We start from the raw sequence: 11680 nt of genomic DNA, 5'->3' as shown, positions 1-11680 counted from the left end.
AGATGATAAAGCAAATAATTTTAAAAATACAACAAAAAGACAAACGCCAAAAATGACGTTTGTCTACGTTCTGAAAGAGGCTACGATGTAGCCTCTTTTTCTTCTATCTGCAGAAACAAATTTTTATTTTCCTTGACTAGTGTCACTCAAAAATTCTTTACTTTCTTTAATCCAAATAGGTAATTGCTTGGCTAAAGGAGTAAAACCAATCTTATGGCGATCATTAGAAAAACGATGATGTCGAAACTGCTTTCTGTTCCCAGCTTCTAAGGTACGAAGAGACAAGCTAGCCTTCCCAGAGTATTCATCAATATCGATAACCTGGGTACAAACTTGATTCCCAATTTTTAAGATATCATGAATGTTGTCGATATATCCACTGCGGATTTCAGAAATATGGATTAAACCGGTTACCCCTGTCTCTAATTCAACAAAGGCTCCATAAGGTTGCAACCCTGTCACAACACCCTTCAGTTTATCCCCGATTCTCATGCTTCATCCTCGATGTCAATGGATTCCATAACCACATCTTCTTTGGGTTTGTCCATGGCACCTGTCTCTACTGCCGCAATTGTATCCAATACTTGATAAGAAGCTTCATCCATCAACTGACCGAACACTGTGTGACGACGGTCCAAATGAGGCGTCCCTCCTTCTTCTGCATAAATTTCTGCAATAGCTTCAGGCCAACCACCACGGGCAATTTCCTTTTTAGAATAAGGAAGGTGTTGGTTTTGAACAATGAAGAATTGACTGCCGTTAGTATTAGGACCTGCATTGGCCATGGATAGGGCTCCACGGATATTGTACAATTCTTCAGAGAATTCATCTTCAAACGATTCTCCGTAGATGGATTCCCCACCCATACCTGTTCCAGTTGGGTCTCCACCTTGGATCATGAAATCTTTAATGATACGATGGAAAATTACTCCATTATAATAGCCATCTTTTGCAAGCGCAATAAAGTTTGCTACTGTTTTTGGTGCTTGATCAGGAAAGAGACGAATCTTCAGATCACCATAGTTGGTATGAATCGTCGCAATTGGTCCTGTTTCTTGATCCATTTTTGTTTGTGGTAAGTGCAATTCTTTTTCAACCATTTTTAACTCCTCTAAGGCATGTAAAATGCCATCTTCTTCTAAGGTTTTTGTGACAAAATCTGCTTTAGCTTTTAATGCATCTTGGGCGTTTCCCATGGCAATCGCTAAACCAGCATAGTCAAATAATTCTATGTCATTCAATCCATCCCCAAACGTTAAGACATTTTCTGGTTTGAGACCTAGTTTTTCGACTACTTTTGAGACACCGTGAGCTTTGGATTGCTGATCCAAGACAACATCTGATGAGATTGGGTGCCAGCGAACCAAACGCAATTCCTGCCCTAAAGCTTCTGGGAGGGCATCGAATGTTTTACCAGTCTCGAAGGTCCACATTTGATAAATGGGATGCTTGGTAGCAAAGTCAGGATCTACTGGTAAATTTGGATAGATGGGATCAATGGCCCGGCTCATTTCTTCTGTCCGAGCTGAAAGAGCTGCTTGATGACTCCCAACCAAACCATAATGAATCCCTACCTGCTTGGCCCATGCAATAAAGTCCTGAACAAGTGGATTTGGTAACCTTTCTTCATAAATGACATTCTCCTTACGATCAATCACATAGGAACCATTCAGAGTGACGTAGAAATCAGGTTGGAGAGCCTTAATTTCTTCTGGCACTCCAAAAATCCCTCGACCACTGGCAATGGCTGTGTAAATTCCTTTTTCTCGTAATTGTGAAAACACTCTGGTGACTGAAGCTGGAACATAGCCTGTCTCAACATTTCGTAAGGTATCGTCAATATCAAAAAATACTATTTTTATCTTTTTCGCTTTGTAGCGTGTTTTAGCATCCATGTTGTCTCCATTCAGTATGCTGTCTATTATAGCATGTTTTTGACTAAAAATCTTCCTGAGAGACCAAGTGATGTTGGAAGGCATAAACTACTGCTTGGGTACGATCGTTCACTTCTAATTTTGACAAAATATTCGACACGTGCGTCTTGACTGTTTTTAATGAAATGAATAACTCATCAGCAATTCGTTGGTTTTCATATCCTTTGGTTAGCAAAGCTAAAATATCTCGTTCACGCGCCGTCAGGTCATCATGAAGTTCCACGTGGTTTTTTCGATACTCTACTTTTTGGCTGACCTCTGTCTCAATTGCCAACTCTCCTTGCTCCACCTTGCGAATGGCCCGTAAAATTTCCTCTGCACTAGAGGTTTTGAGCATATAGCCCTTTGCTCCCGCATCCAAGACAGGATAGATTTTTTCATTGTCCAAATAGGATGTCAGGATTAATATTTTTGCATCTGGCCACTCCTTTAGGATTGCGAGTGTCGCTTCAATCCCCGTCATATAGGGCATGACAATATCCATAATGATGACATCTGGTCGCTCCTTTAGGGCTAACTCAACACCCTCTTGACCATCACTGGCCTCTAGGACTTGATCGATTCCATCTTGCATACTTAAATAACTTTTCAATCCTAATCGGACCATTTCATGATCATCTACTAGTAATAATTTCATTATCTTCTCCTTCTACTAATGGCACTTTAATATCAATAGCCACTCCCTTTTTGGGACTGGTCAAAATCTTAATTCTTCCTGCCATGTCATCTACTCGATCCTGAATATTCTTCATACCATAACTTAGTTCACCCAAAGATTCTGGATCAAACCCCACTCCATCATCTGCTAATTTGAGATGGAGTGATTGTTCTGTTTGCAACAGATAAACATCCAAGCGCTTCGCATGGGCATGTTTTAGTGTATTGCTCACTACTTCTTGTACAATTCGAAAAATATGCTCTTCAATTGATTTTGGTAATTTTTGAACATCATGTTCAAAATAAACTTCTAAATTACTCTTTTCTTGTAGTTCTCTAAAAATCACCTGGAGACCTTCTACCAAGTTTCGACCTTCTAATTCTGTCGGCCGCAAGTGTAATAAGAGAATCCGCAAGTCATTTTGAGCGGTGTTTAAAATTTCTGTGACTCCCTTCAACTGTTGCCCTACTTTAGGCAGTTGAAGAACTTGATCCTGGCTGGCTACACCAGACAAAATCATATTAGCTGCAAATAATTCTTGGCTCACCGTATCATGGAGATCTCGAGCAATTCGCCTGCGTTCTCTCTCCACAATCTCTTCTTCATTTTGCATGACCCGATTTTCTGTTCGTTGCAAATTTTCTGTCAGGCGTTTGAGCTTGCGATCCAAGCGTTGAAACTCCTCATTAATCTCTTTGTTTTCTCCGAGTTTTAGCTTCTTGCCTTCGAGCAAGTTTCTCAGGTTTTTTTGGACGGTGTTCATGATTGTAAATTGAATCAATTTAATCAATAGAATCATCAAAATAGTCAGAGCAACCGTCAAGCCAAAACCAATAAACAGAAAAGCACGCAGTTTGGATAAATCTTCCAATAGATAAGTCCACTGAAAGTCGAAAAGACCAAAGATTGAATGGATAATAACAGCTAGAATTAAGACCGTATAAAGGAAGATTAAAAGATAGTCTGTTCGTTTCATCCTCTGACGACCTCCACATCTCCTACAATCCCCGCAATAACAAGCTTCACTGTTCGATGGGAACTTCGATAATTCGGTGTCTCCATGCTTACTGTCTCATTTCTCAATTTTCTAGGTTTTTGAGAGAAGAGGCGCAATTCTCCATACAAGGTATTCACCTGCAAGCTCAGCTCCACATCCACCGGCAGAATAATTTTCGTATTGCCAAACATCTTTCTCATGATGATGACATTGTCATGATTCACAACAATCACTTCGTCTAAATGGATCGTATCCCGCCCCACTAAACGAGTAATCGTTAAATCACGAAAATGGCAGTTTACCTTTGAAAAATGATGCAGATCCCCAATCCAAGGCGTTTTCTCTTGTCGGATTTCTACATCTTCCTCATAATCTATCTTCACTTCTTCATTTTCACGGTAAAAATAGGGATAAGCCACCAGCATGGCATAGACAACAGCAAACAAAAGCGCAGCAATGACATAAGGATTTAACATGACAATAAAAAACAGCAGAATGCTGGACGCCACTAAAAGAAAATTACTCCGCTGTTTTCCGATGTAATAATACAATAGAAGCAAGCACAGAACCACGATTAGGACGATACGAGATATATTTCCCGCCAAAATAGTGATTGCAGCCATGGTGAGTAACAAAGCTTCGACAAACACAAACAATTGAATCTTCCACATAATTGAACCTCTCTATTCTATTTTATCAAAATTCTATAGGATTCGCTTCCGCCTCTAGAAGGATTCATTCCAACTCTCTCTTTACTAAAAAAACCAGACCGATGGGGTCTGGTTTTATAAGGTCATCATGTTAAGATTCTGGTTCAGTAGTAGCCGAAGGTTCCGTATTGGAATGGGATTCTACTGTTGTAGAGGTTGAACTTTCTGATGAACTACTTGAAGCTTTCGTGCTACTTGATGGTTCCGTCTTCGGTTCGTATACGGTTAAGACAATGCGAGTCTTTTTAATATCGATGCTCGATTGAGCTTCTGGAGTCTGACTCACAATTTGACCAGGTAGAACTTCCACACCAGCCGGCAGATGCGATGTAGTCTTCCGTTCAATATTTGCTTCCTTCACCCCGTAGATCTGAACGAGATTAGAGACAGCAAATTCATAATTAGAACCAACATAACTTGGTAACTCGATCGAATTACTTTCCTTCGATACTTTCAGAACAACCTTGGTATTAGAAGTCAAATCATATTTTTGACCAGCGGTAGGAGATTGCTCAAGTACAATTCCTGGCTCCACTTCATCGGTCTCGACTTCTTCAATCGAAATCAGCTTGCTAGACAGCTTATAGTTATTTTTCAGGTCATTTTCAGCATCTTCTCTAGACATTTTTATATAGTTCGGCATGTCAAAGGTGCTTGGTCCTTTCGAGACAACCAAATCAACCTTGCTGTTTTCCTTTTTCTGAGCTCCTGCATTTGGATTGGTACGGATTACATAACCCTCCAGCACCGAATCACTGTATTCTTCTTTTTCGTCTCCCACTTGAAGATCCTGATCTTCAATGATAGCACGCGCTTCTGCTACTGTTTTTCCAGATACATCCGGCACTGTTTTGTTGGCTGGACTCATATAAAGAAGAAAGGCAAAGGCAGCTAGTACCAAAGCTAGGGCGACAAACAAGACCTTGTAGCGCGTCCGCAAACGACGACGTGGCTTATTTTTTGGAGAAACTGGAGCTGTTCGATCCTCTGAAGCCACTGGTCGGTCCTCATGAACTGCAGGACGAGCTTCCGATGTTGGAAGTGGAGCCGGTTTTGGAACCACGTTCACCTTTGGTAGGGTCTTGGTATCCGCTTTTGAAGCATCATCAAAGACTAATTTTTTCTCATTACGGCGTTCATAAGATAGACAACTTGACAAGTCGACATACATTTCAGCTACCGACTTATAGCGATCGGATAGCTTCTTTGCTGTTGCCTTAATCACCACATTTTCCAAAGCCTGCGGAACATTTTTGTTCTCTTCAATGATGGACGGAAGTGGTTTTTGGAAATGTTGCAGCGCAATGGTCACTGCACTATCCCCATCATAAGGGATATGACCCGTCAGCATTTCATAGAAAATGATCCCCATCGCATAGATATCACTTTGAACAGAAGCTTTCGATCCTCTGGCTTGTTCAGGGGACAAATAATGAACCGATCCCAACATGGAGTTGGTCTGAGTGAGGCTTGTTTCTGCAAAGGCTACCGCAATCCCAAAGTCAGAGACCTTGGCATTTCCGTCAGGTGTTAAAAGGACATTTTGAGGTTTCAAGTCACGGTGAATAATGCCTTGCGTGTGCGCCAAACGCATCGCAAGGAGGATTTGTCCCATCAAGCGAACGGCCTCTTCATTTGAAAGAGGAGCATTTTCCTTGATATAGCGTTTCAAGTCCAAACCAGCGACATATTCCATTGCCAAGTATTGTTGGCCGTCCTCTTCACCAATATCCGTAATCCGAACGATATTTGGATGATCCAAATCTGCCATCGCTTTGGCCTCTCGTTGGAAGCGAGCAACTGCAATTGGATCTGTTTGGTAATTGGTCCTCAGTACTTTAACTGCAACTTCTTCACCATCCAAGATTAAATCCCGAGCGAGGTAGACATCTGCCATCCCTCCACGCCCGATTTGACGGATTATCTTATATCGTCCGGCAAAAATTTTGCCGATTTGAATCATGCCACATCCTCCTCAGCAAAGTGAATCAGTACAACGGTAATATTGTCCAAACCGCCAGCATTATTCGCAAAGCGAACCAAGGTTTTTGCCTTTTCTTCGACCGATAAATTGCTAACAACGATATCACGGATTTCATCGCCAGAGATCATATTGGTTAATCCATCACTATTGATAACAATGAAATCTCCAGCTTCAACTGTAACCATACCAAAGTCCGGTTGCAGTTCATCCTTTTGTCCGATGGATTGGGTAATGATATTGCGTTGTGGATGATGAGCTGCCTCTTCTTCCGTAATCTGTCCAGCTTTGAGCAAGGCGTTTACTAAAGAATGGTCACTGGTCATTTGATGGTATTCCCCATTACGCACGAGTCCAATTCGGGAATCTCCTACGTGCGCAAATAAGACTTGGTCATCGATAATGGCAACAGCTTCCAGAGTTGTTCCCATTCCTTTATGTTCTTCATCTTGACCAATGCGATGGATCTGCTGGTTTTCTTTTTCCAAATTCTCAGCAAACCACTCTCTTACTTCATTAATGGTGCTGATTTCAGTCGCTACCCAAGCAGCGCCAAGATCAGTTACAGCCATCTCGCTAGCAATATTACCAGCACGATGTCCTCCCATCCCGTCAGCTAGAAAAATCATGGATTTTCCCGCTTTATTTATATATTGATTTGCATAGTCTTGGTTATTTGTCCGTCTTTGACCTACATCGGTTAAGATAGAAATTTCCATACTGTCCGTATCCTCCTGAGATTACGATATTCTTCGAAAACGACTAATAAAGAAACCATCGCTTCCATACAATTCTGGTGTAATTAAAATACAACCATCTTTCAGAATATCTTTTTGTTCATGATCTAATGGCACGAGTTCAAAATTTGGATGGTTTTCTAAAAACTGGTCAACCACATCAAAATTCTCTTCTCCTATAATTGTGCATGTACTGTAGACTATTATACCATCTTTCCGCACACTTTGACAAACTCCATCCAATATTTCCAATTGAATCGCCTGCAGAGATGCAAAGTCAGCATTGTCTTTATTGTACTTGATATCTGGCTTGCGGCGGATCAAACCAATCCCAGAGCAAGGGGCATCTACCAAGATTTTATCAAAAGCATCCGTCCCAAAAGTTTCAAATACCTTGCTAGCGTCCAGTTTTTTTGTCTGGATTTTATTTGCTACTCCTAGACGCTCAGCGTTTTCCTGGATCAATTGCAGCTTATGATCGTACAAGTCCAAGGCTGTGATCTTCCCATCCACTAGATAAGAAGCTAGATGAGTGGTCTTGCCACCGGGAGCTGCACAGGCATCCAAGACCTGATCCGAAGGTTGTACTTCTAAAGCTGGAGCTACCAATTGACTGGTTTCATCTTGAATGGTCAGTTTTCCTTGTTTGAAGTAATCAGAGCCCGCAAAATAGCCATTCTCTTTCACAAGAGCTGTTGAGGCCAACAAGGAATCCGATGCCTGCAATTGCTCCTTGATCTCTTCTTTTTGATCCAGGTCGACAACTCGAACACTGGCCTTGTTGCGAACATATAGGCTCTCAAAAATCGCAATGGCCCGCTTTTCGCCATACTCATCAAGCAACTTTTTCACCAACCAAACCGGAAGGGAATAACGGATCGAAAGTCGTTTGTTGACTCGTTTAATCCGGTCAATGGATGGAAGCCCCTCTCGTAGTATTTTCCGTAAGAGAGCATTGACATATTTTTCGCTCCCCTTCTTCCGTTGCTTGGCAAGCTCTACTGCTTCATGGACAACAGCATGGGGAGGAATCTTCTCCAAATAGACGAACTGATAGAGGCTCATCAATAAAAGATGATAGATCCATGGATCTACCTGGTCCCGATCAGCGACAAAGTGCGATAGATACCATTCCAAGGTCAATTTGCGTGAAACTGTCCCATAGACGATTTCAGTTACTAGACTTTTATCCACTTCTGATAAGGTCGCCTTACCCAAGGATTTTTTGAGGGCAATATTTGAAAAAGCACCGTCCTGGAAAATCTCTCCTAAGATAGATAAGGCCAACCCTCGTGCAGTCTGCATCTTATTTACCAAATTGATCACCTACTTGCAGTTGTCGCCCTAAGCCATTTAAGAAATCTCCAACAGCCATTTTGGGTTTACCGGCTGGCTGAACAAGGGTCAAGGCCAGGGCACCCTCACCCGTCGCAACAACGATTTCATTTTTATGAAGAGCCAAAATTTCCCCTGGTTCTCCTTGACCTTCACACGGTTTTGCTTGGTAAATCTTGAAGCGTTCACCCTTCCATAGAGTATGGGCGACTGGCCAAGGATACATACCCCGAACTTGGTTAAAGAGTTCACGGTTGGTTCGTGTCCAATCCAGGCGTTCTTCTTCCGGCTTGATATTTGGAGAGAAGGTGACTTGTTGGGGGTCCTGCGGTTGTGGCTTAAGTTCTCCCGCAAGGTAAGCCGGTAGAGTTTCTAAGAGAAGATTCCGACCGACAAGAGCCAATTTTTCAAACATGGTCCCCACATTGTCTTCCTCTAAAATAGGGATGGCGCGAGAGGAAATCATATCTCCAGCATCCATCTCTTTGACCATTTCCATGATGGTCACACCAGCTTCTTTATCCCCATTCATGATGGCATAATGAATAGGAGCTCCACCACGGTATTTTGGAAGAAGGGAAGCGTGCACGTTGACAGAAAACTTCATCGCCTCTAACAAACGACTCGGCAAGAATTGTCCAAAGGCTGCTGTGACAATCCCGTCTGCTCCCAAAGCCAATAAGTCTTCTAGTTCTTGGCTTCCAGATAGTTTCTCCGGCTGATAGATTGGCAAGCCTGCTTCTAAAGCCGCTTCTTTTACTGGCGTCATTCGGATTTCTTTTTTCCGACCAACTGCCCGATCTGGTTGGGTCACAACGGCTAGAATTTCATAGCGTTCATCAGAAATCAAGCCTTTTAAGACTGTAGCTGAGAAATCAGGCGTTCCCATAAATAGTATTTTTGTCATTTTTTCTCCTTCTACATAAAACTTTGCGGTTCATTGTCAATGCTGACTCGAAGATCTTGATTTTCCCGCTCTTGAGTATAGTCCAAAATCTGATTTAAAACCTGTGGCAATTGGTCTTCAAACCGGTACTTCAACAGGATTTGATAATGGAACAAATTATGCGTGCGAGCAATCGGTTTTGGCGTTGGTCCCAAGATTTGGACCTGATCGGACAGACCTGCTTTCAACAGGTCCATCACCTGATAAGCTTTTTTAACCACGACCTCTTCTTGTTTGTGAGAGAGGGTTAAACCTACCGTGTAATAATAAGGTGGATAGCCTAATTGGTGGCGCACCTTCATTTCATAGGCATAAAACCCTTCATAATCTTGGCGTTTCGCATATTCAATGGCATAATGATGAGGATTATAGGTCTGAATCAGAACCTGGCCCTCTTTATCCGCACGACCGGCCCGTCCTGCCACCTGGGTTAACAGTTGGAAGGTCCGCTCTGACGAGCGAAAATCAGGCAAATTTAGGGCTGTATCAGCATTGAGGACACCGACTAGCGTTACATTAGGGAAATCCAAGCCCTTGGCAATCATCTGGGTCCCAAGCAAAATATCGGCTTGCCCTTGACCAAACTGGTCCAACAAGGCCTCGTGACTCCCTTTTTTCCGAGTAGTATCAACGTCCATCCGCAGAATACGAGCCTCTGGGAAAATTTCTTGTAACTCATCGTAGGCCTTCTGGGTCCCCGTCCCGTAATAACGAATGGATCGACTTTGGCAATTGGGACAGACAGTTGGGATGGCCTTATGGTAATTACAATAATGGCAGTCCATCGTCTTGGTATCCATGTGGAGGGTCAAGGAGATATCACAGTTAGGACAGGTATCTACCTGACCACATTCCCGACACATAACAAAGCTGGAATAACCCCGGCGATTGAGCATAAGGACGACTTGCTCTTTTCGTTGCAGACGTTCTGCTATTGCTTCTAGCAACTTAGGTGTATAGGTTCCGGATTCTTGCTGGCCAATATAATCCCTGAAATCGATCACTTCTACCTCTGGAATGCGGGCAAGCGGATTAGCCCGTTGGGTCAATTGAAGAAATTCATAGACCCCTTTTCCTGCACGGGCTCGTGTTTCTAGACTAGGAGTCGCCGACCCCAAGACCAAAACAGCCTGGTGATACTGAGCTCGTAGCAAAGCCACTTCACGCGCATGGTAGCGGGGATTGCTATCTTGTTTATAGGTTGCTTCATGTTCTTCATCGATAATGATAGCTCCTAGGTTCTTCAGAGGAGCAAAGATAGCAGACCGTGCTCCAACAACTACTTGGGCCTCTCCTCGCTCAACACGTCTCCACTCATCGTATTTTTCACCGTTGGATAGGCCCGAATGGAGGATGGCCACTCGATCCCCAAAGCGAGAAATAAAGCGATCCGTCACTTGAGGCGTCAAGGAAATTTCGGGAACCAACATAATAGCTGTTTTTCCCTTTTCGAGCAACTCTTGGATGATTTGAAGATAAACCTCCGTCTTCCCACTCCCCGTCACTCCTTCAAGTAAGAAAGGTTTGGAGTCCTGGCCGATTTGACGAGTGACTGCTTGGACTGCTCGTTCTTGTTCAGCATTTAAAACCAAGGCCTCCGTCGATTCCTTGTCCTTAAAGTAGGCTGCCGCACGATTGACTTCTTTTTCAAAAATAATCAAGGCTCCCTGGTCAATGAAATAGTTCACAACAGGACGAGAGAATTCCGCTAATAAGTCACTCAAAGGTGCTTCCACTTCTTGACCTTGGACGAACTCACGCAGGGCCAAGCGCTTTTTGGCATTCTTGGCGATTTCCAAATTTTCAAGTAGGTGATGATTTACCCGATACCATTTTTCTGTTTTGATATGTTTGCGATCCACTGCTTGGTATTCTACTTCCAACTCTCCCTTACGAGTCAGTCGCATCATTCGTGCTTGAGCATCAATATCCAAAGAAGAAAAGGCCAAACTGGTCGCTGTTCCAAAAATGTCCTCTCTATCTTCTGGCGATAGCAGTTCTGTCGGATGGAGAATTTTGTCATAGGAAGAATTTAAAACACTCGGTAACATGGCTTTCAAGAGGGTGATCTTGTAGGCAAAAACCGTCTTTCGCAACTGATCTGCCAACCAAAATTGCTCCTCTCCTAGAACCGGTTGGTAGTCTAAGACCTCTACAATACTTTTCAATTCTTGGTCTTGAGTTGCTAGAGTGGTCTCTTCAAGGTCAACCACAATCCCTTGAATGAGCCGATTTCCCTTTCCAAAGGGAACATGTACCCGCATTCCTTTTTCCAAGAAAGGAGAAAACTCTTCTGGTACTCGGTAACTATAGGGCTTGTCTGTTTGCATCAAGGGAACATCAACAATGACTTGTGCGAGCATGCTTTCACCTCCTTCCTGT

General features: G+C 42.9%; 10 protein-coding genes. All 10 read right to left on the bottom strand.

Translation table 11 applies throughout. From position 1 onward, the window contains the following. Positions 1 to 123 precede the first annotated feature (123 nt). Entirely contained in the window at positions 124 to 492 is a 369-nt protein-coding gene (locus ABT997_RS08645; RefSeq protein WP_350019162.1) for a S1 RNA-binding domain-containing protein, read from the bottom strand. Then, positions 489 to 1895 carry a bifunctional Cof-type HAD-IIB family hydrolase/peptidylprolyl isomerase gene (locus ABT997_RS08640; protein WP_350019161.1) on the bottom strand — a complete coding sequence of 469 codons (1407 nt, stop codon included), beginning with the start codon at positions 1893 to 1895 and terminating at the stop codon, positions 489 to 491. The genes ABT997_RS08645 and ABT997_RS08640 overlap by 4 nt, the downstream gene beginning before the upstream one ends. A 43-nt stretch (positions 1896 to 1938) precedes the next feature. Then, positions 1939 to 2571: a response regulator transcription factor gene (locus ABT997_RS08635; RefSeq protein WP_350019160.1), complete on the bottom strand. Its 633-nt coding sequence runs from the start codon at positions 2569 to 2571 to the stop codon at positions 1939 to 1941. Continuing rightward, positions 2549 to 3568, bottom strand: a complete 1020-nt coding sequence (locus ABT997_RS08630; protein WP_129822813.1) for an envelope stress sensor histidine kinase LiaS — start codon at positions 3566 to 3568, stop codon at positions 2549 to 2551. Before ABT997_RS08630 ends, ABT997_RS08635 begins: the two co-directional genes overlap by 23 nt. Then, complete coding sequence (gene liaF, locus ABT997_RS08625; RefSeq protein WP_048691924.1) at positions 3565 to 4260, bottom strand: cell wall-active antibiotics response protein LiaF; 696 nt, start codon at positions 4258 to 4260, stop codon at positions 3565 to 3567. The genes ABT997_RS08630 and liaF overlap by 4 nt, the downstream gene beginning before the upstream one ends. Positions 4261 to 4390: 130 nt before the next feature. Further along, complete coding sequence (gene pknB / locus ABT997_RS08620; RefSeq protein WP_350019159.1) at positions 4391 to 6262, bottom strand: Stk1 family PASTA domain-containing Ser/Thr kinase; 1872 nt, start codon at positions 6260 to 6262, stop codon at positions 4391 to 4393. Next, on the bottom strand, positions 6259 to 6999 hold the full coding sequence (locus tag ABT997_RS08615) for a Stp1/IreP family PP2C-type Ser/Thr phosphatase (protein WP_350019158.1): 741 nt from the start codon (positions 6997 to 6999) through the stop codon (positions 6259 to 6261). Before ABT997_RS08615 ends, pknB begins: the two co-directional genes overlap by 4 nt. Positions 7000 to 7020: 21 nt before the next feature. Continuing rightward, positions 7021 to 8334, bottom strand: a complete 1314-nt coding sequence (gene rsmB / locus ABT997_RS08610; RefSeq protein ID WP_350019157.1) for a 16S rRNA (cytosine(967)-C(5))-methyltransferase RsmB — start codon at positions 8332 to 8334, stop codon at positions 7021 to 7023. Further along, entirely contained in the window at positions 8324 to 9259 is a 936-nt protein-coding gene (gene fmt / locus ABT997_RS08605) for a methionyl-tRNA formyltransferase (protein ID WP_314369420.1), read from the bottom strand. Before fmt ends, rsmB begins: the two co-directional genes overlap by 11 nt. 11 nt (positions 9260 to 9270) lie before the next feature. Beyond that, on the bottom strand, positions 9271 to 11661 hold the full coding sequence (locus ABT997_RS08600) for a primosomal protein N' (RefSeq protein WP_350019156.1): 2391 nt from the start codon (positions 11659 to 11661) through the stop codon (positions 9271 to 9273). Between the last annotated feature and the right edge of the window lie 19 nt (positions 11662 to 11680).

Source organism: Streptococcus australis (assembly GCF_040226615.1).
GTDB classification, from domain to species: domain Bacteria; phylum Bacillota; class Bacilli; order Lactobacillales; family Streptococcaceae; genus Streptococcus; species Streptococcus australis_E.
This window is presented reverse-complemented; position numbering and strand designations above follow the sequence as displayed.

Excerpts from the sequence above, each read along its gene's own strand:
- ABT997_RS08645 (WP_350019162.1), bottom strand. The coding sequence starts at position 492 with ATGAGAATCGGGGATAAACTGAAGGGTGTTGTGACAGGGTTGCAACCT.
- ABT997_RS08640 (WP_350019161.1), bottom strand. The coding sequence starts at position 1,895 with ATGGATGCTAAAACACGCTACAAAGCGAAAAAGATAAAAATAGTATTT.
- ABT997_RS08635 (WP_350019160.1), bottom strand. The coding sequence starts at position 2,571 with ATGAAATTATTACTAGTAGATGATCATGAAATGGTCCGATTAGGATTG.
- ABT997_RS08630 (WP_129822813.1), bottom strand. The coding sequence starts at position 3,568 with ATGAAACGAACAGACTATCTTTTAATCTTCCTTTATACGGTCTTAATT.
- liaF (WP_048691924.1), bottom strand. The coding sequence starts at position 4,260 with ATGTGGAAGATTCAATTGTTTGTGTTTGTCGAAGCTTTGTTACTCACC.
- pknB (WP_350019159.1), bottom strand. The coding sequence starts at position 6,262 with ATGATTCAAATCGGCAAAATTTTTGCCGGACGATATAAGATAATCCGT.
- ABT997_RS08615 (WP_350019158.1), bottom strand. The coding sequence starts at position 6,999 with ATGGAAATTTCTATCTTAACCGATGTAGGTCAAAGACGGACAAATAAC.
- fmt (WP_314369420.1), bottom strand. The coding sequence starts at position 9,259 with ATGACAAAAATACTATTTATGGGAACGCCTGATTTCTCAGCTACAGTC.
- ABT997_RS08600 (WP_350019156.1), bottom strand. The coding sequence starts at position 11,661 with ATGCTCGCACAAGTCATTGTTGATGTTCCCTTGATGCAAACAGACAAG.